Genomic DNA, 23,487 nt, shown 5'->3' on the forward strand with positions numbered 1-23,487 from the left:
AGCATGACGAGGACCGCACGGGTGGAGCGTTCCACCGGTGAGACGAAGGTGCTGGTCGAGATCGACCTGGACGGCATGGGCGGCGCGGACGTCGCCACCGGGGTCGGCTTCTTCGACCACATGCTCAACCAGCTCGCCAAGCACGGCGGCTTCGGCCTCGTCGTGCACACCGTCGGCGACCTGGACATCGACGCGCACCACACGCTGGAGGACACGGCGATCGCGCTGGGCCAGGCGTTCCATGCCGCGCTGGGAGACAAGGCCGGGATACAGCGTTACGGCGACGCCGTGGTCCCGCTCGACGAGGCGCTGGTACAGGCCGTCGTCGACCTGTCCGGCCGGGCGTACGTGGTGCACGAGGAGCCCGAGAACCTCGCCCCGTACGTGGGGCCGCAGTACCCGACGAGCATGACCCGGCACATCTGGGAGTCGTTCGGGCACAACGCGAAGATCACCCTGCACGTCAACGTCCTGCGCGGGGCCCGGCCCGGCCAGCGCCCCGACGCGCACCACGTCATCGAGGCCCAGTTCAAGGCGGTCGCCCGCGCGCTGCGGCAGGCGGTGACGCCCGACCCGCGTGGCGGCGGCGTGCCGAGTACCAAGGGACTGCTCTAACCGGAACGACCGACGGCCCGCCGGTGCGCGGGCGGAGAGGACAGCGGTGCAGAGCATCCTGCCCATCCTGCTGTTCGCCCTGGGCGGAGTACTGCTCGGCGGAGCGTGGTCGATGCGCCAGCAGGGCCGATCGAAGGGCGTCCTGATCGGGTTCGTCGCGCTCGCGGTACTCGCCGTGCTCGGCGGCGTCGCGTGGCTGCTGCCGGCGGGCACGCTGTGAGGAAGGTACGGCAATGACACGTCGCGTGGTCGTCCTCGACTACGGCTCCGGCAACATCCACTCCGTACGCCGGGCGCTGCAACGGGTCGGCGCGGACGTCGAGGTCACCGACCGGCCCGCCGACGCCTGGGACGCCGACGGGCTCGTCGTACCCGGCGTCGGCGCGTACACCCACTGCGTCAACCAGCTCGACGCCGTCGGCGGCCGCTCCATCGTCACCGAACGCGTCGCCGCCGGCCGACCCGTACTCGGCATCTGCGTCGGACTCCAGATCCTCTTCGACGCCGGCCGCGAACACGGCATCCTCACCAAGGGCCTCGGCCTGCTCCCCGGCGAAGTCACCCGGCTGCTCGCGCCCCGCGTCCCGCACATGGGCTGGAACACCGTCACCTGGCAGCCCGGCGACCCGCTGTTCGCCGGCATCGAACCCGACGCGCGCTGCTACTTCGTCCACTCGTACGCGGCCCGGCCCACGCGGGCGCTGCGCGAGGCCGGGGCGACGCTGGCCACCGCCGTACACGGGGAGGTGTTCGTCGCGGCGGTGTCGAGGGGGGCGCTGTCGGCGACACAGTTCCACCCGGAGAAGTCCGGCGACGTGGGTGCGACGCTGCTGTCCAACTGGGTGTCCGGCCTGTAGTCGATGTCCACGGTGTCATGTTTCGCCTGATTTAGATTGTTCAACTGTTCAACAATTGGACAATGAGACAGTTGAACAATTGAACAATCCGGGGAAACCGGCAAAACGCTCATGAGCGTAGACAAGGGGTAGTACGTAAGATGTTGACGCTGTTGCCGGCCGTGGACGTGTCGGACGGGCGGGCGGTCCAGCTCGTTCAGGGCAAGGCCGGTTCGGAGCGGGTGTTCGGTGAGCCGCGGGCGGCGGCGTTGCGCTGGCAGGAGCAGGGTGCGTCGTGGATCCACCTGGTGGATCTGGATGCGGCGTTCGGGCGCGGCTCGAACGCGGAACTGCTGGCGGACGTGATCGGTTCGCTGGACGTACAGGTCGAGTTGTCGGGCGGGATCCGTGACGACGAGTCGTTGCGCCGCGCGCTGTCGACGGGTGCCCGCCGCGTCAACATCGGTACGGCGGCGTTGGAGGATCCGGACTGGTGCGACCGGGTGGTCGGGGAGTTCGGTGACCGGGTGGCGATCGGCCTGGACGTACGGGGGACGAAGCTGGCGGCGCGCGGCTGGACGCGCGACGGCGGCGAGTTGTACGAGGTGCTGGCGCGGTTGGAGAAGGCGGGCTGCGCGCGGTACGTGGTGACGGACGTGGCGAGTGACGGCATGTTGTCGGGGCCGAACCTCGATCTGCTGCGGGACGTGTGCGAGCGGTCGCAGGCGCCGGTGATCGCCAGCGGCGGGGTGTCCACAGTGGACGATCTGCGGGCGCTGTCGGCGCTGGAGCCGTTGGGCGTGGAGGGCGCGATCGCCGGTACCGCGCTGTACACGGGTGCGTTCACGGTGGCGGAGGCGCTCGCGGTGTTGCGCGCGTCGGCGGTCGATGCGGGAGCGGAGGGCTGACGTGGGTGTCGCGGTACGCGTGATTCCGTGCCTGGACGTGGCGGACGGCCGGGTTGTGAAGGGCGTCAACTTCACCGATCTGCGGGACGCGGGCGACCCGGTCGAGCTGGCCGCGGCGTACGACGCGGCGGGCGCGGACGAGCTGACGTTCCTGGACGTGACGGCGTCGGCGGAGGACCGGTCGACGATGTTCGACGTGGTCCGGCGTACCGCGGAGAGCGTGTTCATTCCGCTGACCGTCGGCGGCGGCGTACGCAGCGTCGAGGACGTGGACGAGTTGCTGCGTGCCGGCGCCGACAAGATCGGCGTGAACACGGCGGCGGTGGCGCGCCCGGAGCTGATCGGCGAGGTGGCGGAGCAGTTCGGCCGGCAGGTACTGGTGTTGTCGGTCGACGCGCGCCGCAGCCGCGACACGCCCAGCGGGTACGAGGTGACGACGCACGGCGGTCGGCGCGGCACCGGCCTGGACGCGATCGACTGGGCGGTCCGGGCGGCCGATCTCGGCGCCGGTGAGATCCTGCTGAACTCGATGGACGCGGACGGCACCCGCGACGGCTTCGACCTGGCCATGATCGCCGCGGTCCGTGCGGTGGTCGACGTACCGGTGGTCGCGAGCGGCGGCGCCGGTAGCGCCGCCGACTTCCCGCCCGCCGTCACCGCCGGCGCCGACGCCGTCCTGGCCGCGAGCATCTTCCACTTCGGCGACGTACGCATCAGCGAGGTCAAGGAAGCCCTGGCCGAAGCCGGCCACCCCGTCCGCTGACATCGGCTCCGAAGTCTCCCACCGGTGATGTGGGGAGACAGAAGCGAGCCGAGCCTGGTTTGTCTGCTGGCAAGCCGAGCCGCGTCAGCCACAAGGTCGGGATCGGCGCAGTCCAGCGGGCAAACCAGGCCGGCGCAGCGACCCTAACGCTTACGGAGGCGGAGGGAGGTCCAGCTGGCGTCGGCACTCCAGCCGCCGTCCACGGGCAGGGCGGCGCCGTTGATGAAGCCGGACCGTTCGGGGTCGGCGAGGAACGCGACGGCGGAGGCGATGTCGCCGGGCGCGGCGAACCGGCCCATGGGTACCTGGTCGACGATGTCGTCGTCGGTGTAGCCGCCGGACGCCTGGTCGGCGGCGTCCATCTCGGTCTTGACCCAGCCGGGGCAGACGGCGTTGACGCGGACGCCGCGCCCGCCCCATTCGCCGGCGAGCGTACGGGTGAGGCCGACGAGCCCGTGCTTGGACGCGTTGTACGCGGCGCGGTCGGAGACGCCGCGCAGTCCCGCGATGGACGCGACGTTGACGATGGCGCCGCGGCCGGCGGCGAGCATCCGGCCGCCGAACGCCCGGCACAGCAGGAACGGCCCGGTCAGGTTGACGTCGAGGACGCGGCGCCACTCGGCGGCGGTGGTCTCTTCGGCGGGCCGGAGCAGCGAGACGCCGGCGTTGTTGACGAGCACGTCGACGCGGCCGTACAGGTCGTCGACGCGGGCGGCGAGTGCGTCGACGACGGCGTCGTCGGACACGTCACCGGTGACGGTCACCGCCTCGGCACCGCGCCCGCGTACGGCGGCGAACGTGTCGGTGGCTTCGCGCAGGTCGGCCAGTACGAGGGCGTAGTTCTCGGCGGCGAGCCGTTCGGCGATCTGCCGGCCGATGCCCTGCGCGGCGCCGGTCACGACCGCCACTCCCCGGGGGTTCGTCATGTCCGCACCCTAGCCAGGACGCTCAGGGGTGCATCCGGGCGCCCTTGACGACCTTGTCGACGGCGTTGCGCGGGCCGTACACGGCGAGTCCGACGAGGTCGAGCGACCCGCCCGGTACGGCCCGGACGGCGGCGCGGTTGTCGTCGTCGTTGCCGGTGGCGAACAGGTCGGCCGTGAACACGGCCGGGGTCAGCGACCGGGCGAGGGCGCGGCCGTGCGCGGCGGTCAGCGTCTCCTTGCTGCCCTCGAAGACGAGTACGGGCTGGCGGAACATTGCGAGGTAGCCGGTGCCGTCGGCGTCCTCGTACGGTGCGCCGACGATCTCGGGGTGCGCCGTACCGAGTCCGCTGACGAGGAACGCGGTGACGTTGAGGCGCTGCCAGGCGGCCAGGTCGTCGCGCAGGAGTACGGCGATCTTGGTGTCGAAACGGGTCATGACCGAAGCGTCCGCCGGCCGCCCGCCCCGGTCTTGTACGTTCCTTGCATGGTCGCCGAGATCCGCGCCTGGCGGCCCCGGGTGCCGGGTGTCGCCGAGGTGTTCCATGCCCGTTTCACCGAGCACGCGTACCCGATGCACGTGCACGACACGTGGACGCTGCTGATCGTGGACGCCGGCGCCGTCCGGTACGACCTGGGTCGGCGGGAGCACGGCACCCCGGACGGGACGGTGACGCTGTTGCCGCCGCACGTGCCGCACAACGGCGCACCCGCCACCGCGTACGGGTTCCGCAAGCGCGTCGTGTACCTGGAGCCGGACGCGCTGCCGGCGGGCCTGATCGGGCCGGCGGTGGACGACCCGGACCTGGCCGATCCGCTGCTGCGGCAGCGGATCGGCCAGCTGCACGGGGCGTTCGCGCACGTCGGCGAGGAGTTGGCGGCAGAGAGCCGGCTGGCGCTGATCGTGGAACGGCTGGGCCGGCACCTGCATCCGCGCGGCACGCTCACCCGACCCGGTGCCGACCGCGGGGTGGCACGGCGGCTGCGCGACCTGCTCGACGCCCGGGTGGTGCCCGGCGTCACGCTCGCCGAGGCCGCCGCCGTCCTGCACGCGCACCCGACGCACCTGGTACGCGCGTTCGGCGCGGAGTACGGGATCGCGCCGCACCGGTACCTGACGACCCGGCGGGTGGACCGGGCGCGCCGGCTGCTGCTCGACGGCGTACCGCCGGCGCAGGCCGCGGTGGCCGCCGGCTTCGTCGACCAGTCGCACCTGGGCCGGCACTTCACCCGGCTGGTCGGCACCACCCCCGGCCGGTACGCCCGCTCCGGCGCGGCGTGACGGGTCAGGCCGGTTCCGGGGCGGGTGTCGCGGCGGGGCCCGGACGGACGGTGCAGAGCGGGATCAGTACGTGCGCGAGCGGCCCGATGGCCACGGCGTACAGGATGGTGCCGAAGCCGACCTGGCCGCCGAGCAGGAACCCGGCGGCGACGACGGCCAGCTCGATACCGGTGCGTACCACCCGGATCGAGTGGCCGCGGGCGGCGAGCCCGGTCATCAGGCCGTCGCGCGGGCCGGGGCCGAACCGGGCACCGATGTACAGGCCGGTGGCGAGGCCGTTGAGGGCGATGCTGGCGAGCAGCATCACCCACCGTGCCCACAGCGGTCCCGGCGCCGGTACGACGTGCAGGGTGGCGTCGAGGGACAGGCCGACGAGGATCACGTTGCTGACGGTGCCGAGGCCGGGGCGCTGCCGCAGCGGGATCCAGGCGAGCAGGACGAGGACGCCGACGGCGATGACGAGCCAGCCGAGCGGCAGTCCGAGGCGCTTGGCGAGGCCCTGGTGGAACACGTCCCACGGGTCGAGGCCGAGCCGGGCCCGGACCATGAGCGCCGCGCTGGCGCCGTAGCAGATCAGGCCGATGTAGAGCTGGCCGATCCGGCGGGGGAGCCGCCGACCGCGGGCGGCCCGCGGTGCCGTGGTGAGACGGGCCGGTAACCCGGCCAGGTCGATACGCATGGCGGCCAGTCTCGCAGGCCAATTCCGCTACTGGAAAGGGCCAATGTTGCCGTACTGGCATCGTTGTGCTGGGGTAGTGGCATGGAACCGGTGCAGCGGCTGAGTGCCGTCACGTTCGCGCGCAAGCTCGGCGACTGGCGCCGCGCGGGCCGGGTCGCCGGCGGCTCGGACTACACCGCGCTCGCCGCCGCGGTCCGCGGCCTGATCCGCGACGGCCGCCTCGGCCTGTCCGTACGGTTGCCCGCGGAGCGGGTGCTCGCCGACGAGCTCGGCGCCAGCCGTACCACCGTGTCCGCGGCGTACCGGCTGCTGCGGGAGCAGGGGTACCTGCGCAGCCGGCGCGGCGCGGGCAGCGACACCGCCCTGCCGGAGGGGCACCGGATGTCCACCACCGGCATGTGGGCGCCCGACGACGACGTGCTGCTCGACCTGAGCTGCGCGGCGCCGCCGGCCCCGGCCGAGCTGGGCGCCGCCGCCCGCTGCGCCGCCGAGGACCTCCCGCGGTACGCCTCGGCCCACGGGTACCACCCGAGCGGGGTGCCGGCGCTGCGTGCCGCCGTCGCCGATCTTTACACCCGCCGCGGGGTGCCGACCAGCCCCGCCGAGATCCTCGTCACCAGCGGCGCGCAGCAGGCGTTCGACCTGGCGTTGCGGCTGCTCGTGGCGCCGGGGGAGCGGATCCTCGTCGAGTCCCCCAGCTACCCGAACGCGCTCGCCGCGCTCGGCCACGCCCGTGCCCGCGTCGAGACCCTCGGCGTCGGCCCGGACGGCTGGGACACCGAACCCGTGCTGCGTACGCTTGCCGCCGGCCGGTTCCGCCTCGGCTACCTGATCCCCGACTTCCAGAACCCGACCGGCCTGCTCATGCCGTACGAGACGCGCGCGTCGCTCGCCGCCGCCGCGTACGCCGGGGGCACGACGCTGGTCGCGGACGAGACGTTCACCGACATCTGGCTGGACGGCGAGCCGGCCCCGCCGATGGCCGCCGCGGACCGGCACCGGCGCGTCGTCACCGTCGGCGGCATGAGCAAGTCGTACTGGGGCGGCCTGCGGGTCGGCTGGCTGCGGGCGGCCCCGGCGCTGGTGCAACGCCTCGCCGCGGTACGCGCCGCGGTCGACATGGGCGGTGCCGTCCTCGACCAGCTCGTCACGCTCAACCTGCTGGCCAAGGCGGACACCATCCTGCCGGCCCGCCGGGCGATGCTGCGCGCCCAGCGGGACGCGCTGGTCGCCGCGCTGCGCGAGCACCTGCCCGAGTGGCGCTTCGCCGTACCGGCGGGCGGGATCAGCCTGTGGGTCGAGCTCGACGCCCCGGTCGCGAGCGCGCTCGCCCGCGCCGCCGAGGCCTACGGGGTACGGCTCGCGCCGGGTCCACGGTTCGGTGCGGAGGGCACGTTCGAACGTTTCGTCCGCCTGCCGTACGCGCGCTCCGCCGACGAACTGACCGAGGCCGTACGCCGGATCGCGGCCGCCCGCGCCGACCTCGACGCCGTACCGACCGGGCGGCTCGTCCCGCCCGCGGTGGTCGCCTGACGCGGCACCCGCCGGCCACCGCGCCGCGACGAGGTCTCACCTGCCGCGGTCACGCGCGGCCGGGGCGACGCCTCACCTGCCGCGGTCACGCGCGGCCGGGTCGAACGCCTCACATGCCGAGGTTTGCCCCGCGGAGCGCCTCGATCGACTCCTCCGGCCCCTGCGCGTCGAGCCTGGTGGCGGCCTGCCGGCCGCTCACGAACAGCAGCAGCTCGCTCGGCGGGCCGGTCAGGTGCACGTGCGCGCCGGAGCCGGCGGAACGCTCCCCGTACCCGGGGGCGACGAGGGTGACGCGGACCGGCATCCGCCGCAGCCGGGCCGAGGCCAGCAGCGACACCCGGCGCCAGAGCACCCGCTCCAGGTCCGCGGGCAGCTCCCGGGGCTCCCACCCGCTCCGGCACCGTCGTACGTCCTCGTGGTGCACGTACATCTCGACGGTGTTGATCAGCTCGTCGGTGAGCGGGTTGGACAGCGGGCTCCACCACGGCGGGGCGGCCAGCTCGTCGACCAGCTCGGCGAAGTCACGCCCCGCGTACGCCCGGCGGACCTTCTCGGTGAGGCCGGCGAGCGGGCGCACCACGATGCCGACCGCCGAGTACGTGCGGCGCTCGCGGGCGAGCAGGTGCGCCGTGAGGTCCCGGGCGGTCCAGCCGTCGCAGAGCGTCGGCGCGTCGGGGCCGGTCTCGCGGAGCAGGTCGACCAGTGCCAGCCGCTCACGGTGCGCGTATGCCGTCACCCCGACATCGTAAGGTCCGGCGCCGGCGGCCGTGATCTAGCTCGCGCGCCCGGCCGGAATGTCACAGGCGTGGGAAAGACTGTAACGACCGGACGGCCCGGACGCGGCCGACACGAGAGGGGTACGCGGTGTACGGGGGCGGGGTGCTGGGACGCGGGTTGCGGGTGCTGGGCCGGGCGATCCGCGACGAGCCGGTGACCTTCGCCGTCGGTGCGCTGGGCAGCGTGCTGTTCGCGCTGATGACGGTGGCGAGCGCGAAGGTGATCGGCGCGGTCGTCGGGTCGGTCGCGGTGCCCGCGATCACCGCCGGCCGGGTCACCGCGGGGGCGCTGGCGCTCGGCGCGGCGGCGATCCTCGGCGTCAGCCTTCTCAAGATCATCGGCATCTTCGGTCGCCGGCTCGGTGCCGGCGCGATGCAGTACCGGTTGCAGGCGCGGTACCGGCGCGAGGTGACCGCGCGCTACCTGGACCTGCCCGTGTCGTGGCACCACCGGCACCCGACGGGGTCGCTGCTGTCGGTGGCGAACAACGACGTGGAGAGCGCGTACATGCCGATCGCGCCGCTGCCGTTCGCGGTCGGCACGGTGACGATGCTGCTCGCCGCGATCGTGTCGTTGCTGGTCACCGACTGGGTGCTGGCGGTCGTCGGGCTGCTGGTGTTCCCCGCCGTGTTCGCCGTCAACGTCGTCTACTCGCGGCGTTCCGCGCCGTTGCAGGCGCGCGCCCAGCGGCTGCGCGGTGACGTCGCCGCGGTGGCGCACGAGAGCTTCGACGGCGCGCTGGTGGTCAAGACCGCGGGTCGGGAGGCGGCCGAGACCGCCCGGTTCGCCGCCGTGTCGGACGAGCTGCGCGACGCGTCGATCGCCGCCGGCCGGGTGCGCGGGCTGTTCGACCCGCTGATGGACGCGCTGCCCAACCTCGGCACGCTCGCCGTCCTGGTGGTCGGCGGCATCCGGTTGGCCGGCAACGACATCCAGGTCCAGGACCTCGTCGGTGCGGCGTTCCTGTTCAGCGTGCTGGCGTTCCCGGTGCGCGCGATCGGCTGGGTGCTGGGCGACCTGCCCCGGTCGGTGGCCGGCTGGGAGCGGGTGCACGGCGTGCTGTCCGCCACCGGCGAGATGCGGTACGGCACAGGTGAGGTGCCCGGTGCCGGCGCCGTCGCGCTCTCGTTCGACGACGTCACCTTCGCGTACGGGGACGGTGAGCCGGTGCTGCGCGGCGTCACCGTCGACGTACCGGCGGGGCGGACGGTGGCGGTGGTCGGCGCGACCGGTTCGGGCAAGTCGACGCTGACCGCGCTCGCGGCCCGGCTGGTCGACCCGGGATCCGGCCGGGTGACGCTGGACGGCGTGGACGTGCGGGAGCTGTCCGCACCGGCGCTCGCCCGTACGGTGGCGTTGGTGTCGCAGGTGCCGTTCGTGTTCGACGACACGGTCGCGGGCAACGTCGCGCTGGACCGGGCCCACGTCGGGCCGGACGAGGTGGCCGCGGCACTCGCGCTGGCGCAGGCGGACGGGTTCGTCGGTGCGCTGCCGGACGGCGCGGACACCCCGGTCGGGGAGCGCGGCACGAGCCTGTCCGGCGGCCAGCGGCAGCGGATCACGCTGGCCCGCGGCCTGGCCGGGCGGCCCCGCCTGCTGGTACTGGACGACGCGACGAGCGCGGTCGATCCTCGGGTCGAGTCGGCGATCCTGGCCGGCCTGCGGCGGGCGGCCGGCGCGGACACGACGGTTCTGGTGGTGGCGTACCGGCGGGCCACGATCGCGCTCGCCGACGAGGTTGTCTACCTGGACGAGGGGCGGGTCGTGGCGCGCGGTCCGCACCAGGAGCTGCTGGCGACCGTCCCGGGTTACGCCGCGCTCGTCACGGCGTACGAGACGGCCGAGGAGGTGTCGGCGTGACCGCCCCGACCACCCCGGACGAGGGCACCTGGGCGACGCTGCGGCGCGGCGTGGCGCTGTCGCCGGAGCTGCGCGCGGGGCTGCCCGGCACGCTGGCCCTGGCGCTGGCGTCGACGCTGGGCAAGGTGGCCGTGCCGGTCGCCGTCCAGCAGGGCCTCGACCGCGGCGTACGCGCGGCCGGTGGTCCCGACCTCGGCGTGATCGGTCTGGTCGCGGCGCTGGCCGCGGTGCTGCTCGCGGTGACCGTCGCCTCGGCGTACCTGATGAACTACCGGCTCTACCGGTCGACCGAGACCGCGCTCGCCGCGCTGCGCACCCGCACCTTCCGGCACGTGCACGACCTGTCGGTGCTGCACCAGCAGGAGGAGCGGCGCGGCGCGCTGGTCAGCCGGGTCACCTCGGACATCGACCAGATCTCCCGCTTCCTGCAGTACTCCGGGGTCGGCCTGGTGGTGAACGCCGGCCAGGTACTCGTCGCCACCGTCGTCATGCTGGTCTACAGCTGGCAGCTGACGATCCTGGTCTATCTGGTGTTCCTGCCGCTGGCGCTGCTGATGCCGCGGTTCCAGCGCTGGCAGCAGTCCGCGTACCGGCGGGTCCGCGCGTCCGTCGCGGTGCTGTACGGGGCGATCGCCGAGTCGGTCGTCGGCGCCCCCGTCATCCGGGCGTACGGGGCGGCCGAGCGGACCCGCACCCGGCTCAACCGTGCGGTCGACGAGTACCGGACGAGCCAGTACCGGGCGCAGAGCCGCAGCGTGGTGATCACCACGCTGGGCGAAGGCGCGTCCGGCCTGGCGAACGCGCTGGTCGTCGTCGCGGGCGTGCTGCTCGGTGCCGGGGTCGGCCGGGCGCTCGGCGTCGGCGGCGCCCTGAGCGTCGGCGAGCTGACCGCGTTCGTGTTCCTGGTCAGCCTGTTCGTACAGCCGATCCAGGTGTTCACGGAGACGCTGTCCGAGGCACAGAACGCGGTGGCCGGCTGGCGCCGGGTGCTCGACATCCTCGACACCCGGCCGGACGTCGCCGACCCGGGCGAGACCGGTCGTCCGCTGCCGTCCGGCCCCCTGTCGGTACGGTTCGCCGACGTGCGCTTCGCGTACCCGGACGGGCCGGACGTGCTGTCGGACGTGGACCTGACGCTGCCGGCGAAGTCGCGGGTGGCGGTGGTGGGGGAGACCGGCAGCGGCAAGACCACGTTCGCGAAGCTGCTGACCCGGCTGATGGACCCGACCGGCGGGCGGGTCGAGCTGTCCGACGTACCGCTGGGCGAGGTGTCGTTCGCCGATCTGCGCCGCCGCGTGGTGATGGTGCCGCAGGACGGGTTCCTGTTCGACTCGACGGTGGGCCGCAACGTGGCGTTCGTCCGGCCGGACCTGTCCGACGAGCGGATCGCCGAGGCGTTCGCGGAGCTGGGGCTGGCCGACTGGCTCGCCGCCCTGCTGTCCGGGCTGGACACCCCGGTCGGGGAGCGCGGCGAGCACCTGTCGGTCGGCGAACGGCAACTGGTCGCGCTGGTCCGCGCCGCCGTCGCCGACCCGGACCTGCTGATCCTGGACGAGGCGACCAGCGCCGTCGACCCCGCCACCGAGGTACGGCTGCAGCGCGCGCTGGACGCCGTCACCCGTGGCCGTACGACGGTGACGATCGCGCACCGGCTGTCGACCGCGGAGACCGCGGACGAGGTGCTGGTGTTCGACAAGGGCCGGATCGTGCAGCGCGGACCGCACGCCACCCTCGTCGCCCAGCCCGGCTCGGTGTACGCGCGACTGCACGCGTCCTGGCTCGAACAGACCCGCTGAGCCCCGCGTACGGCACCGGGACCGCGGACGGGTGACGGGAACGCGCCTGACCGGGTGAAACGGGGTCGGCGGGCATGCACCTTGTGTGCCAGACTGCACGCTTCCGGTTGGCACGGTCCGCGAGGCACGGCCCGCCCGGGACGGCCCCGCCGATCGCCGTGATCCGGCACTGATCGGTGAGGTCACCGGCTCCGTACGGGTGCAGCATCGGCGGTGGCCGACCTGTGAGGAGGCACCGATGATGCACCCGATCCCCCGGTACCGGTTCGGTGCGCGCCGCTCGGCCCCGTTCCCGGTCCACCTGACGGCGTTCGTGATGTACCTGGCGGGGCTGGCGACGGCGCTCGCCGGGGCCGCGGTCTGGGCCGCGGGGCAGGGCACGACCGGTACCGCCGAGGGGCTGCCGCCGGAGCTGGTCGCCGCGGGTACCGCGGGCGCGGTGGTACTGCTGGTCGACGCGGTGTGCTGGTGGCTGCTGGCCCGTTTCCTGCAGCAGGGCCGCCGCTGGGCCCGCGTCCTGGTACTCGCGCTGAGCGGGCTGGCGTTGCTGGCCCTCGCCGGCCGGGCGTACTGGTCGGGTCCGGGTCTGCCGACGCTCGCGCCGCTGGCGCTGCCGGTGGCGTTCCTGGTGCTGTTGAACACGACCCCGTCGCGTACCTTCTTCCGGCAGCACCGCTGAGGGGTCGCGTCAGTCGGCGGGACCGGGCGCGGGCAGCTCGCCGGTCAGGTACCGCTGGATGGTGGGGCCGACGGTGGCGACGATCCAGTCGACGGAGGCGCCGGCGAGCGGTTCGAGGCGCAGCACGTACCGGACGAGGACGACGCCGATGAGCTGGGACGCGGCGAGCGGCACCCGGACCGCCGCGTCGGGCAGCCCGTACTCCTCGACGGCGCGCCGCAGCACCTGGCTGATGAGGAACTCGCGGAACAGCCCGACCTCGGCGTCCCGGGCGAGCATCGTGCGCAGCGCGGCGAGTCCCTGCTGGCCGCCCGGCCCGTCCCAGATCCCGAGGAACGTGCGCAGCAGCCGTTCGCCGATGCCGTCCGGGTCGCCGGCGATCACCTGCGGCAGCACCTTCGCCGGCGTGAACGGCAGTTCCAGCGCGGCGGTGAACAGCTCGTCCTTCGTACCGAAGTAGTGGTGCACGAGGGCGGGGTCGACGCCGGCCGCGGCCGCGATCCGCCGCACCGACGCCCCGGCGTACCCCTGGCGGGAGAAGGCGTCGCGGGCGGCGGTGAGGATCGCCTCGCGGGTGCCGGGGTTGCCCGGCCGCCGGCCTGTCCGTGTCACCGAGAACCCCTATCCGGTACGCCGGCGCAGCGTCGCCGCTCCCGCCAGCAGCGCCACCACGGCCACCGCGAGAATGATGCCCGCGTCCTGCCACATCAGCGTCGTCGCCCGGGTGTGCGTGCCGACCTCCGTCAACGCCTCCACCGAGTACGACATGGGCAGCACGTCGGAGATCGCGTGCAGCCAGCCGACCATCGCCGCCCGCGGGACGAACAGCCCGCACAGCAGGGCCTGCGGCAGGATCACCGCCGGCATGAACTGCACCGCCTGGAACTCGTTGCGCGCGAACGCGCTGAAGAACAGCCCGAGCGCCATGCCGAGTACGGCGTTGCCGATGGCGAGCAGGACGACGAGCGCGGCACTGCCGGCCGTGTCCAGCCCGAGCGCCAGGTACGCCACCAGCGACACCAGCGCGGCCTGTACGGCGGCGGCGAGCGCGAACGCCAGCCCGTACCCGAGGAGGATGTCGAGCTTGCCGATGGGCGTGGTGAGCAGGCGCTCCAGGGTGCCGCTGGTGCGTTCGCGGAGCATCGCCACGCTGGTGATCAGGAACATGATGATCAGCGGGAACACGCCCAGCATGACCAGCCCGACCCGGTCGAACGTGGCCGGCGACGAGTCGAACAGGTACCGCAGCAGCACCAGCAGCACGCACGGTACGAGCACGATCATCGCGATGGTGCGGCGGTCGTGGGTGAGCTGGCGCAGCACCCGCGCCGCGGTCCGCAGGGTCCTCACGACGCCACCTCCTCGCCGCGGCGGATCAGCCGCAGGAACGCCTCGTCCAGGTCGTCGGTACCGGCGGCGGCGCGGACCGCGGCCGGCGTGTCGTGCGCGAGGATCCGGCCCTCGCGGACGAGCAGCAGGTGGTCGCAGCGGCCCGCCTCGTCCATCACGTGACTGGACACCAGCAGCGTGGTACCGGCCCGGGCGAGCGCGTGGAACCGTTGCCACAGCTCGTCGCGGAGTACCGGGTCCTGGCCGACGGTCGGCTCGTCGAGGACGAGCAGTTCGGGCCGGCCGATGAGGGCGCAGGCCAGCGACGCGCGCGCCCACTGCCCGCCGGACAGGGTACGCACCAGCTGCCCGGCGTTCCCGTCCAGCCCGACGGTGGCGATCACCTCGTCGGGGTCGGCGGGCCGCCGGTACAGCGAGGCGAAGTAGCGCACGTTCTCCCGGACGGTGAGGTCCGGATAGACGCTGGGGGCCTGGGTCAGGTAGCCGACGCGGGACCGCAGGGCGCGGCTGCCGGCGGGGGCGCCCAGGACCCGGACGCTGCCGGACCGGATCCGCTGGACGCCGACGACGCAGCGCATCAGCGTGGTCTTCCCGCTGCCGCTGGGGCCGAGCAGGCCGGTGACGGCGCCGCGCGGGATGCGCGCGGTCAGCCCGTGCAGGATCCGGCGGCCGCCGCGCTCCACCACCAGGTCGGACAGTTCGATCGCGGGCTCGTCGATCGCCGCCGTGGCGGCGCGGGGCTCCGTCGGGACGTTCACGGCCACCTCCGGCAGCTATTTCATCGTCCGTTGAATTCCTATTCTGCGCCGCTCGGTACGCCGCGGGCAAGACCCTCCCCGTACTCTTGGCGGCCATGCCGGGTACGTGGACATGGGTCGCGCTGGTGCTCGCGGTGCTCGCCGTCGCCGGATGGGTGACGCTGCTCGTCACCGGCCGTACCGTCGGCGCGGCGCCGCGGCTGGTCGCCACGCTCGCGCTGCTCGTCGCGGGCGGCGCCGCCGGGTACGGCCTCGGACCCGGGCCGGAGTGGCTGCGCATCGTGCTCGGCGCTCTCGCCGGCTACCTGGTCGGGCACACCGCCGGCTGGCTCGCCGACGGGATCCGCCGCCGCGACCTGCGCGGCACCGCCCTCGCCCGTAACCCGCCCGCACCCGCCCGCGGGTACGAGCTGCGCACCGTACTGCTGCCCGGCGCGCCCGCGGCCGGCCTCGCCGCCGGACTGGGGGCCGCGGGCGGCGCGGTCGGCCTGCTCGTCCTGATCGCCCTCGTACTCCTGAAGCGCGAGTTCGTCGGCGCGCCGCTGGTCGCGCTGGTCCTCGCCGCGATCGTGGTCCTGGTGCCCGCGCTGACCCTGCGGGCCCGCGCCACCCGCGAGATCGTGCTGCGCGTCTCGGACGACGAGATCATGCTGCGGCACCGTGGCCGGCACACCGGCTGGCGTACGGAAACGGTGCCGTTGAGCCGGATCCGCTCGGTCACGGTGTTCGCCGACCCGTACGGCCGGGCCCGGATGCTGCGGGTCGACGGCGGCCCCGACGGCCGGTTCGAACTGCGCTGCGCGCCCGGCCTGTCCCGCCGCGGCGCGGCCGAGACGCTCCGCCGGGCGAGCCGGGACCTGCTCGGTCGACCCGGGTGGCGACCGGCCAGCGGGGTCCGGCCGTACCGGGCGCGGTGGGGCACCCGCCGGTACCGTGGCGCGGCGCGGGACAATCGGTGACCGTGAGCAGTCTCGACCCTGGCATCGCCGCCCGGCTCAAGCGCGACCCGGACGGTCTGGTGGCCGCCATCGCCCAGCAGTACGACACCGGCGAGGTGCTGATGCTCGCCTGGATGGACGACGAGGCGCTGCGGCGCACCCTCGACACCGGGCGCGTCACGTACTGGTCGCGCAGCCGGCGCGAATACTGGACCAAGGGGGACACGTCGGGGCACGTGCAGTACCTCCGGTCGGTGGCGCTGGACTGCGACGGCGACGCGCTGCTGCTGCGGGTCGACCAGGTCGGCGCCGCGTGCCACACCGGGACGCGTACCTGCTTCGACGGCCGCGAGCTGACCCCGCCGGCCGCTGGTTCGGATGGCTCGGCCCGCCCCGCGACCGCCGAGCCCGCATCCGCATCCCCGGAGGCCGCGACCCGCGATACCCCGACCCACGGGACCGTGTACGACCAGGCCGCCGCCGAGCGGACCGACCCCGCCGAAGGGAGCATCCGGTGACGACCGGAGCCGTGAGCCCGGACGAGACCACGTTCGCCGAGCTGGCCGCCAAGCGCCGGGTGGTACCGGTGACGCGCCGGCTGCTGGCCGACTGCGAGACCCCGATCGGGGTGTACCGCAAGCTCGCCGGCGGCCCCGGCACGTTCCTGCTGGAGTCGGCGGAGGCGGCCGGGACCTGGTCGCGTTACTCGTTCGTCGGGGTACGCAGCGCCGCCACCCTCACGGTCGTCGACGGCGCCGCACGCTGGCTGGGCGAGCCGCCGGCCGGCGTACCCGTGGACGGGGATCCGTTGGAGGTGCTCACCGGTACGGTCGACGCGCTGTCCTCGCCGCCCGTCGCGGGCCTGCCGCCGCTGACCGGCGGTCTCGTCGGCTTCTTCGCGTACGACGTGGTCCGCCGGTTCGAGAAGCTGCCCGAGCTGGCCGCCGACGAGCTGGGCTTCCCCGACCTGGGCTTCCTGCTCGCCACCGACCTCGCCGTACTCGACCACGTGGACGGCTCGGTGCTGCTCATCGCCAACGCCGTCCTGCCGCCGGACGCGGGGCCGGCCGAGCTGTCCGCGGGGTACCACCAGGCGGTGGGGCGGTTGGACGCGATGACCACGGCGCTGACCCGGCCCACCCCGCCGATGGTGTCGACGGTGGAGAAGGTCCCGCCGGTGCACTTGGCGGGGCGTACGCCGGCCGGTGGGTACCAGAAGGCGGTGGAGTCGGCGAAGGAGGCGATCAGGGCGGGGGAGTGCTTCCAGATCGTGCCGTCGCAACGGTTCGAGATGGACACCGCTGCCGACCCGCTCGACGTGTACCGGGTGCTGCGGGCCACGAACCCGTCGCCGTACATGTACCTGGTGCGGTTCGGGGGCGTCGACGGCGCGGGCGGGCACGAGGCCTTCGACATCGTCGGGTCCAGCCCGGAGGTGCACGTCAAGGTCACCGGGCGGCGGGCGCTGATGCACCCGATCGCCGGCACCCGCCCCCGCGGCGGTACGCCCGAGGAGGAGCGCCGCCTCGCCGAGGAACTGCTCACCGACCCGAAGGAACGCGCCGAGCACGTGATGCTCGTCGACCTGGCCCGCAACGACCTCGGCCGGGTGTGCGTGCCCGGCACGGTCGAGGTGCCCGAGTTCTTCACCGTCGAGCGGTACAGCCACGTCATGCACATCGTGTCCACCGTCGTCGGCGAGCTGGCCGAGGGGCGCACCGCGTTCGACGCCCTGCGCGCCACGTTCCCGGCGGGCACGCTGTCCGGCGCGCCGAAGGTCCGCGCGATGGAGATCATCGAGGAACTCGAACCGGTCCGGCGCGGCCTGTACGGCGGCACCGTCGGCTACCTCGACTTCGCCGGCGACCTGGACATGGCCATCGCCATCCGTACCGCGCTGATCCGCGACGGCCGGGCGTACGTGCAGGCCGGCGGCGGCATCGTGGCCGACTCCGACCCCGACGCCGAGGACACCGAGACCCGCAACAAGTCCGCCGCGGTCCTCGCCGCCATCGCGTCCGCCGAGACCCTGCGGCAGGCCCGCTGATGCCCGACCCCGACACCGACCGCCCCGGTACCGATCCGACCGCCGTACCGGCCGACCCCGCCGCGCCCACAGTGGACGCTGCGCCGCCCGGGGACGCTGCGTCGACCGGGCCCGGTGCGTCGGGTGGAAACGTCGCGTCGCCCGGAGACGGTGCGTCGACCGGAGACGGCGCGCCGCCCGGGGACGATGCGTCGACCGACCCCGCTGCGTCGGGTGGAAACGGTGCGTCGAGTGGAAACGACGCGTCGACCGGAAAGGCCGGTACCGCAAGGGAAAGCGCGTCCGGTAGCGGCGACGCGGAAGGTGGCGGCGACGCGGAAGGTGGCGGCGACGCGGAGGGCAGCGGCGCCGCTGGTGGTACCGGGCAGGTGGGGTCGGCGCGGCGGTCCACCCGGGGCCAGCTCGTGCTCGCCGTACTGCTGTGCACGGCGGGCGCCGCCCTCGCGCTGTACGCGTCGTCGAAGAGCTGGGCGGTGGACGTGACGCCGCGCCCGGCACCGCTGGAACCGGTACGGACCGCGCGTACCGGGGCGGACTTCGTTCCGGTGGTGCCGGCGCTGGCGCTGATCTCGTTGGCGGGTGCCGGTGCGCTGGTCGCCACCCGGCGGATCGGCCGGCTGCTGGTGGGGATCCTGCTGGTACTGGCGGGTCTCGGGGTGGCCGCGGGCGCCGGGTACGGGCTGAACGCGGCGGCCGGCGATCCGGGTGCCACCGGGCCGGGTTGGGCGATCACCGCGCTGGTCGGCGGCCTGCTCGTGGCCGTGGTCGGCTACCTGGCCGTACGCCGCGGCAGGTCCTGGCCGACCATGGGCTCCCGGTACGAACGGCCGGCGGGACCGCCCCGTCGGGTGGACGCCGACGACGACCCGTCGAAGGTGTGGGACGCGCTGGACGCCGGTGACGACCCGACGAACCGCTGACCACCGGCTGTGACATCCACCCTGTGAACCTGCCGACACCCCGGTCGGGGCGGCATCGACCGAGCCGCATAACATCGGCCCAGGACCCGCCGGGCTGGCCCGCCGGCCCCGTGGGTCGCTGAGTACGGCCGGCGGTGCCGGACAGAGCCGACGAGGGGAGTCCGCGGTGGACGCAGACGCGAGACAGCGGCCGGTTTCCCCGGGGGCGCCCGCCGGCAACGTGCTGGACGAGATCCTCGCCGGAGTCCGCGAGGACGTGCACCGGCGCGAGCAGCAGGTGCCGCTGGACGAGATCAAGGCACTGGCCGCCGCCGCGCCGCCGCCGCTGGACGCGTTCGCGTCGCTGCGCGCGCCGGGGGTGGGCGTGATCGCGGAGGTGAAGCGGTCGTCCCCGTCGAAGGGGCAGCTCGCCGAGATCCCCGACCCGGCCGACCTGGCCAGTGAGTACGCGATCGGTGGGGCGCGTTGTGTCAGCGTGCTGACCGAGCGGCGGTTCTTCGGCGGCAGCATCGACGACCTGGTCGCGGTGCGGGCCGCGGTGCAGGTTCCGGTGCTGCGTAAGGACTTCGTGGTCTCCAGCTACCAGGTGCACGAGGCGCGGGCGCACGGCGCCGACCTGATCCTGCTGATCGTTGCCGCCCTGGAGCAGAACGCGCTGGTCGGCCTGCTGGAGCGGGCCGAGTCGCTGGGCATGACCGCGCTGGTCGAGGTGCACGACGAGACCGAGGCGGACCGGGCGCTGGAGGCCGGCGCGAAGGTGATCGGTGTCAACGCCCGCGACCTGCGCACGCTGGAGGTCGACCCGTCGGTGTTCGAGCGGATCGCGCCGGGTTTGCCGTCGGGCGTGGTGAAGGTGGCCGAGTCCGGCGTGCGCGGCACCCACGACCTCATCCGGTACGCGTCGGCCGGCGCGGACGCCGTCCTGGTCGGCGAGGGTCTGGTCACGAAGAAGAGCCCGCGGGAGGCGGTGGCCGAGCTGGTCACCGCCGGTTCGCACCCCGCGACACCGCGTCCCGCCCGGTAAGGAGCACGATGCAGTCCACTGGTCCCGACGAGTCCGGTCACTTCGGTCGGTTCGGTGGTCGGTTCATCCCGGAGGCGCTGGTCGCGGCGCTCGACGAGGTGGAGACCGAGTTCCGTAAGGCCATGGACGATCCGGCGTTCGCCGCCGAGTTCGACGCCATGCTCCGGGAGTACGCGAACGTCCCGAGCCCGCTGTACGAGGCGCGTCGGCTGTCCGCGGAGGCGGGTGCCCGCATCCTGCTGAAGCGCGAGGACCTGAACCACACCGGCGCGCACAAGATCCGCAACGTACTGGGTCAGGCGTTGCTGGTGAAGCGGATGGGCAAGCGGCGGGTCATCGCGGAGACGGGCGCCGGCCAGCACGGCGTGGCGACCGCGACGGCCTGCGCGTACCTGGACCTCGACTGTGTCGTGTACATGGGTGAGGTGGACACGCAGCGCCAGGCGCTGAACGTGGCGCGCATGCGGCTGCTGGGCGCCGAGGTGATCCCGGTGACCACCGGCAGCCGCACCCTGAAGGACGCGATCAACGAGGCGCTGCGCGACTGGGTCGCCAACGTCGACGACACCCACTACCTGCTCGGTACGGCGGCGGGGCCGCACCCGTTCCCGGCGATGGTGCGTGAGTTCGTGGCGGGCATCGGGCGCGAGGCGCGGGCGCAGTCGCTGGAGACGGTCGGCCGGCTGCCGGACGCGGTCGCGGCGTGCGTGGGCGGCGGGTCCAACGCCATCGGCCTGTTCCACGCGTTCGAGCCGGACCCCGACGTCCGGCTGTACGGGTTCGAGGCGGGCGGCAAGGGCGTCGAGTCCGGCCGCCACGCGTCCCGGATGTCGGTGGGTGCGGTGGGCGTGCTGCACGGCGCCCGGTCGTACCTGCTGCAGGACGAGGACGGCCAGACCATCGAGTCGTACTCGATCTCCGCGGGGCTGGACTACCCGTCGGTCGGGCCGGAGCACGCGTGGCTGCACGACACCGGGCGCGCGACGTACGAGCCGGTGACGGACGCCGAGGCGATGGCCGCGTTCGGGCTGCTGTGCCGTACGGAGGGGATCATCCCGGCGATCGAGAGCGCGCACGCGGTGGCGGGTGCGCTGCGGATCGCGCCGGCGCTGGCGGCGGAGCTGGGCCGGGAGCCGGTCATCGTGGTGAACCTGTCGGGCCGCGGCGACAAGGACGTGCAGACCGCCGGCACCTGGTTCGACGTGCTCGACGAGGGAGCGGTGCAGTCATGAGCGGCGAGTCGTCGGCGCAGAGCGCGTCCGTCGCGTTCGGCAAGGCGCGGGCGGAGGGCCGCGGGACGCTCGTCGGCTACCTGCCGGCCGGGTTCCCGTCGGTGGACGGCGCGATCGAGGCCTGCCGGGTGATGGCCGACGCGGGCGTCGACGTCATCGAGATCGGCCTGCCGTACTCGGATCCGGTGATGGACGGGCCGGTCATCCAGCGGGCGAGCGAGCAGGCGCTGGCGGCCGGGTTCCGGGTCGCGGACGTGTTCCGAACCGTCGAGGCGGTCGCGGCGACCGGGGTGCCGACGCTGGTCATGACGTACTGGAACCTGGTGGAGCGGCAGGGTGCCGCGTCGTTCGCGCGGGATCTGGCGTCGGCGGGCGGTGCCGGGCTGATCACGCCGGACCTGATCCCCGACGAGGCGGACGACTGGCTGGCCGCGTCCGACGAGTACGGGTTGGACCGGGTGTTCCTGGTGGCGCCGAGTTCCACCGACCGGCGCATCGCGGAGACGACCGCCGCCTGCCGCGGCTTCGTGTACGCGACGAGCGTGATGGGCGTGACCGGTGCCCGGGCCGAGACCAGCGACGCGGCACCGGCGCTCGTCGCCCGGGTGCGCGCCGCGGCCGGACCCGACTCCGTACCGGTGGGTGTGGGGTTGGGCGTCAGCAACGGTGCGCAGGCCGCCGAGGTGGCCGGCTTCGCCGACGGTGTGATCGTCGGCAGTGCGCTGGTGCGCTGCCTGCTCGACGTGGAGCCGGCCACGGGCCGCGCCGCGCTGCGCGACCTGACCGCCGACCTGGCCGCCGGCGTACGACGCTGATCCGGCGCGCCCCGGTTCAGGCCGGTGCGGCGTGCCGGTGCACGTCGGCGACGACGCCGGAGCGGCCGGCGGTGGCGTCCGCGAGTACCCGGCGGACGGTGGGGGTGCGCGGCTCGGGTAGGTCGACCGGGTCGTACCAGCCGATCCGGCGGATCATGTCGGGCGCGTTGACCGACGCCTCGCCGCCGACGATCCGGGCCCGGAACACGTGCACGACCACGTCGGGCAGCGGACCGTCGGCGTCGTCGGCGGGGCCCGTGAGCCGGTAGAGCCCGACGAGGTCGACGACGTCGACGTGCAGCCCGGTCGCCGCCTGTAGGTCCCGGGTCACCGCGTGCGCCGGATGTTCGCAGCGCTGGATCCGCCCGCTGGGCAGGCCCCACAGCCGGTGCCCCTGGCTCTGTTGACACAGCAGGACGCGGCCGCCCGGGTCGGTGACGACCGCCGCGACCGCGGAGGTGAGGGAGTCCATTTCCGGATGGTAGGCCGGAATGGTGCACCGCGGCCCGTTGGTCGCGGTTCGGTTCCGGTCGGTACGTGCCGGGTGGGCGGGGGCGAGCGTCCGCCGCCCAGCCGGTACGTTGGGCAACTGTGAACCTTGCCTCCATCCCGAGTCCGTCGACGGGTGTGCTGCAACTCGGCCCGCTCCCGCTCCGGGCGTACGCGGTGTGCATCGTCATCGGCATCGTGCTCGCCTGCTGGATCACCGAGACGCGGCTGCGGGCGCGGGGCGCGCCGGCATGGACGGTGCTGGACATCGCGGTGTGGGCGGTGCCGTTCGGGATCGTCGGGGCGCGGATCTACCACGTGATCACCGACCCGGAGCTGTACTTCGCGGCCGGCAAGGACTGGGTCGGCATCTTCAAGATCTGGAACGGCGGGCTCGGCATCTGGGGTGCGGTGGCCGGCGGCGCGCTCGGCGCGTGGATCGCCTGCCGCCGCCGCGGCATCCCGTTGACCATGGTCGCCGACGCGCTGGCGCCGGGGCTGCCGGTCGCGCAGGCGGTCGGCCGCTGGGGCAACTGGTTCAACCAGGAGTTGTACGGTCGGCCCACGTCACTGCCGTGGGCGGTGGAGATCGACCCGGCGCACCGACCGCTCGGCATGGACCAGTACGCGACGTACCAGCCGACGTTCCTGTACGAGAGCGTCTGGGATCTGCTGGTGGCGCTGGTGGTGTGGCGGCTCGACCGGCGGTACCGGTTCGGCCGCGGCCGGGGCTTCGCGCTGTACGTGATGCTCTACGTCTTCGGGCGGTTCTTCACCGAGATGATGCGCATCGACCACGCCAACGAGTTCCTGGGTCTGCGGGTCAACGACTGGGTCAGCATCCTGGTGTTCCTGGGCGCCGCCGCGTACTTCCTGCTCGTCCGAGGGCCGCGCAAGGACCTCGTCACCGACTCCGACGGCAACCTCACCGTCGTACCGGAGGGCACCGGCGCCGCTGGTACCGGGGCGACCGGGGTGCAGGCGGAGGAGACCGAGGTCGAGGGGGCGGACGACCGGCCGGACGACGGCACGGACGATCCCGGCTCCGGGGACGACGACGCCGGCGACCTGCCGGACGAGCGCGCCGCCGAGCCTGCCGCAGCCGGCCGTGCCGACGACGAGCCCGCCGCCGATCCTGCCGACGCCGACGCGGGCCGTGCCGACGCGGACGCCGCGGACCGGGAGAAGCACGCCCGCTAGGTGTCACGCCCGCTGGGCGTACCGGGGTGACGATCCCCATGATCGACGGTGCGGCGCGGGCGC

General features: G+C 73.9%; 25 protein-coding genes and 1 pseudogene. 18 read left to right on the forward strand and 8 right to left on the reverse strand.

The genetic code is table 11. The features are described from left to right. Positions 1–3: 3 nt before the first annotated feature. The 5 genes from hisB to hisF all read left to right on the forward strand — a co-directional run bounded on the left by hisB (position 4) and on the right by hisF (position 3,122). Positions 4–615: an imidazoleglycerol-phosphate dehydratase HisB gene (gene hisB / locus Aru02nite_RS00980; RefSeq protein ID WP_203654096.1), complete on the forward strand. Its 612-nt coding sequence runs from the start codon at positions 4–6 to the stop codon at positions 613–615. Positions 616–661: 46 nt separating this feature from the next. Next, positions 662–835 (forward strand): CG2302 family histidine operon protein, encoded by a 174-nt coding sequence (locus Aru02nite_RS00985; RefSeq protein WP_203654098.1) that lies wholly within the window; start codon positions 662–664, stop codon positions 833–835. Positions 836–848: 13 nt separating this feature from the next. Further along, on the forward strand, positions 849–1,472 hold the full coding sequence (gene hisH, locus Aru02nite_RS00990) for an imidazole glycerol phosphate synthase subunit HisH (protein ID WP_203654099.1): 624 nt from the start codon (positions 849–851) through the stop codon (positions 1,470–1,472). 140 nt (positions 1,473–1,612) lie between these two features. Continuing rightward, a complete protein-coding gene (gene priA, locus Aru02nite_RS00995; RefSeq protein WP_203654100.1) occupies positions 1,613–2,359 on the forward strand; it encodes a bifunctional 1-(5-phosphoribosyl)-5-((5-phosphoribosylamino)methylideneamino)imidazole-4-carboxamide isomerase/phosphoribosylanthranilate isomerase PriA in 747 nt (248 codons plus the stop codon). A gap of 1 nt (position 2,360) precedes the next feature. After that, positions 2,361–3,122: an imidazole glycerol phosphate synthase subunit HisF gene (gene hisF / locus Aru02nite_RS01000; protein ID WP_203654101.1), complete on the forward strand. Its 762-nt coding sequence runs from the start codon at positions 2,361–2,363 to the stop codon at positions 3,120–3,122. A 143-nt stretch (positions 3,123–3,265) separates the two neighbouring features. On the opposite strand, the gene Aru02nite_RS01005 is transcribed toward hisF, so the two are convergent. Both Aru02nite_RS01005 and Aru02nite_RS01010 read right to left on the reverse strand, forming a co-directional pair. Then, complete coding sequence (locus Aru02nite_RS01005; RefSeq protein ID WP_203654102.1) at positions 3,266–4,048, reverse strand: SDR family NAD(P)-dependent oxidoreductase; 783 nt, start codon at positions 4,046–4,048, stop codon at positions 3,266–3,268. Between the two features lie 22 nt (positions 4,049–4,070). Next, positions 4,071–4,484, reverse strand: a complete 414-nt coding sequence (locus tag Aru02nite_RS01010; RefSeq protein ID WP_203654103.1) for a DUF2000 domain-containing protein — start codon at positions 4,482–4,484, stop codon at positions 4,071–4,073. 48 nt (positions 4,485–4,532) lie between these two features. Between Aru02nite_RS01010 and Aru02nite_RS01015 the strand changes: the two genes are divergently transcribed. Then, positions 4,533–5,327: an AraC family transcriptional regulator gene (locus tag Aru02nite_RS01015; RefSeq protein ID WP_203654105.1), complete on the forward strand. Its 795-nt coding sequence runs from the start codon at positions 4,533–4,535 to the stop codon at positions 5,325–5,327. A 4-nt stretch (positions 5,328–5,331) separates the two neighbouring features. Here the strand turns inward: Aru02nite_RS01015 and yczE are convergent, their stop codons facing one another. Next, complete coding sequence (gene yczE / locus Aru02nite_RS01020; protein WP_239076256.1) at positions 5,332–6,006, reverse strand: membrane protein YczE; 675 nt, start codon at positions 6,004–6,006, stop codon at positions 5,332–5,334. Between the two features lie 81 nt (positions 6,007–6,087). Between yczE and yczR the strand changes: the two genes are divergently transcribed. Next, positions 6,088–7,539, forward strand: coding sequence for a MocR-like transcription factor YczR (gene yczR, locus Aru02nite_RS01025; protein WP_203654107.1), 1,452 nt, complete (start codon positions 6,088–6,090; stop codon positions 7,537–7,539). 109 nt (positions 7,540–7,648) lie between these two features. On the opposite strand, the gene Aru02nite_RS01030 is transcribed toward yczR, so the two are convergent. Continuing rightward, complete coding sequence (locus tag Aru02nite_RS01030) at positions 7,649–8,275, reverse strand: TIGR03085 family metal-binding protein (RefSeq protein ID WP_203654109.1); 627 nt, start codon at positions 8,273–8,275, stop codon at positions 7,649–7,651. Between the two features lie 143 nt (positions 8,276–8,418). Here Aru02nite_RS01030 and Aru02nite_RS01035 point away from each other — a divergent pair, with 143 nt between their 5' ends. The 3 genes from Aru02nite_RS01035 (at position 8,419) to Aru02nite_RS01045 (ending at position 12,651) form a co-directional block, all read left to right on the forward strand. Beyond that, positions 8,419–10,176, forward strand: a complete 1,758-nt coding sequence (locus Aru02nite_RS01035) for an ABC transporter ATP-binding protein (protein WP_203654110.1) — start codon at positions 8,419–8,421, stop codon at positions 10,174–10,176. Next, positions 10,173–11,972 carry an ABC transporter ATP-binding protein gene (locus tag Aru02nite_RS01040; protein ID WP_203654111.1) on the forward strand — a complete coding sequence of 600 codons (1,800 nt, stop codon included), beginning with the start codon at positions 10,173–10,175 and terminating at the stop codon, positions 11,970–11,972. Before Aru02nite_RS01035 ends, Aru02nite_RS01040 begins: the two co-directional genes overlap by 4 nt. A 238-nt stretch (positions 11,973–12,210) precedes the next feature. Next, a complete protein-coding gene (locus Aru02nite_RS01045) occupies positions 12,211–12,651 on the forward strand; it encodes a hypothetical protein (protein WP_203654112.1) in 441 nt (146 codons plus the stop codon). 9 nt (positions 12,652–12,660) lie between these two features. Here the strand turns inward: Aru02nite_RS01045 and Aru02nite_RS01050 are convergent, their stop codons facing one another. From Aru02nite_RS01050 to Aru02nite_RS01060, 3 genes are read right to left on the reverse strand one after another with little or no spacing between them, the layout of a single operon-like run. Further along, the gene (locus Aru02nite_RS01050; protein WP_203654113.1) at positions 12,661–13,263 is read right to left on the reverse strand and encodes a TetR/AcrR family transcriptional regulator; all 603 of its coding nucleotides are present in this window, start codon (positions 13,261–13,263) and stop codon (positions 12,661–12,663) included. 9 nt (positions 13,264–13,272) lie between these two features. Next, positions 13,273–14,001 carry an ABC transporter permease gene (locus Aru02nite_RS01055; protein WP_203654114.1) on the reverse strand — a complete coding sequence of 243 codons (729 nt, stop codon included), beginning with the start codon at positions 13,999–14,001 and terminating at the stop codon, positions 13,273–13,275. Further along, on the reverse strand, positions 13,998–14,720 hold the full coding sequence (locus Aru02nite_RS01060) for an ABC transporter ATP-binding protein (RefSeq protein WP_203654578.1): 723 nt from the start codon (positions 14,718–14,720) through the stop codon (positions 13,998–14,000). Before Aru02nite_RS01060 ends, Aru02nite_RS01055 begins: the two co-directional genes overlap by 4 nt. A 134-nt stretch (positions 14,721–14,854) precedes the next feature. Here Aru02nite_RS01060 and Aru02nite_RS01065 point away from each other — a divergent pair, with 134 nt between their 5' ends. From Aru02nite_RS01065 to trpA, 7 genes and pseudogenes are all read left to right on the forward strand, one after another. Then, the gene (locus tag Aru02nite_RS01065) at positions 14,855–15,718 is read left to right on the forward strand and encodes a hypothetical protein (protein WP_203654115.1); all 864 of its coding nucleotides are present in this window, start codon (positions 14,855–14,857) and stop codon (positions 15,716–15,718) included. Beyond that, positions 15,673–16,089: pseudogene (hisI, locus tag Aru02nite_RS01070) on the forward strand (phosphoribosyl-AMP cyclohydrolase); the annotation flags it as partial. The gene Aru02nite_RS01065 and the pseudogene hisI, both read left to right, overlap by 46 nt. 122 nt (positions 16,090–16,211) lie before the next feature. Next, the gene (locus Aru02nite_RS01075; RefSeq protein WP_203654119.1) at positions 16,212–17,744 is read left to right on the forward strand and encodes an anthranilate synthase component I; all 1,533 of its coding nucleotides are present in this window, start codon (positions 16,212–16,214) and stop codon (positions 17,742–17,744) included. After that, on the forward strand, positions 17,744–18,664 hold the full coding sequence (locus Aru02nite_RS37520) for a Trp biosynthesis-associated membrane protein (protein ID WP_203654121.1): 921 nt from the start codon (positions 17,744–17,746) through the stop codon (positions 18,662–18,664). Before Aru02nite_RS01075 ends, Aru02nite_RS37520 begins: the two co-directional genes overlap by 1 nt. Before the next feature lie 220 nt (positions 18,665–18,884). Continuing rightward, entirely contained in the window at positions 18,885–19,688 is an 804-nt protein-coding gene (gene trpC, locus Aru02nite_RS01085; protein WP_203654579.1) for an indole-3-glycerol phosphate synthase TrpC, read from the forward strand. An 8-nt stretch (positions 19,689–19,696) separates the two neighbouring features. Continuing rightward, positions 19,697–20,920 carry a tryptophan synthase subunit beta gene (gene trpB / locus Aru02nite_RS01090; protein ID WP_203654123.1) on the forward strand — a complete coding sequence of 408 codons (1,224 nt, stop codon included), beginning with the start codon at positions 19,697–19,699 and terminating at the stop codon, positions 20,918–20,920. Beyond that, on the forward strand, positions 20,917–21,735 hold the full coding sequence (trpA, locus tag Aru02nite_RS01095; protein WP_203654125.1) for a tryptophan synthase subunit alpha: 819 nt from the start codon (positions 20,917–20,919) through the stop codon (positions 21,733–21,735). Before trpB ends, trpA begins: the two co-directional genes overlap by 4 nt. A gap of 16 nt (positions 21,736–21,751) precedes the next feature. Here trpA and Aru02nite_RS01100 read toward each other — a convergent pair whose 3' ends face one another. After that, complete coding sequence (locus tag Aru02nite_RS01100; RefSeq protein ID WP_203654127.1) at positions 21,752–22,207, reverse strand: NUDIX hydrolase; 456 nt, start codon at positions 22,205–22,207, stop codon at positions 21,752–21,754. A gap of 119 nt (positions 22,208–22,326) precedes the next feature. On the opposite strand from Aru02nite_RS01100, the gene lgt reads away from it, so the two are divergent. Then, on the forward strand, positions 22,327–23,424 hold the full coding sequence (gene lgt / locus Aru02nite_RS01105) for a prolipoprotein diacylglyceryl transferase (RefSeq protein WP_239076258.1): 1,098 nt from the start codon (positions 22,327–22,329) through the stop codon (positions 23,422–23,424). Positions 23,425–23,487: the final 63 nt, after the last annotated feature.

Origin of the sequence: Actinocatenispora rupis (assembly GCF_016861975.1) — a bacterium.
In the GTDB taxonomy this organism is placed as follows: domain Bacteria; phylum Actinomycetota; class Actinomycetes; order Mycobacteriales; family Micromonosporaceae; genus Actinocatenispora; species Actinocatenispora rupis.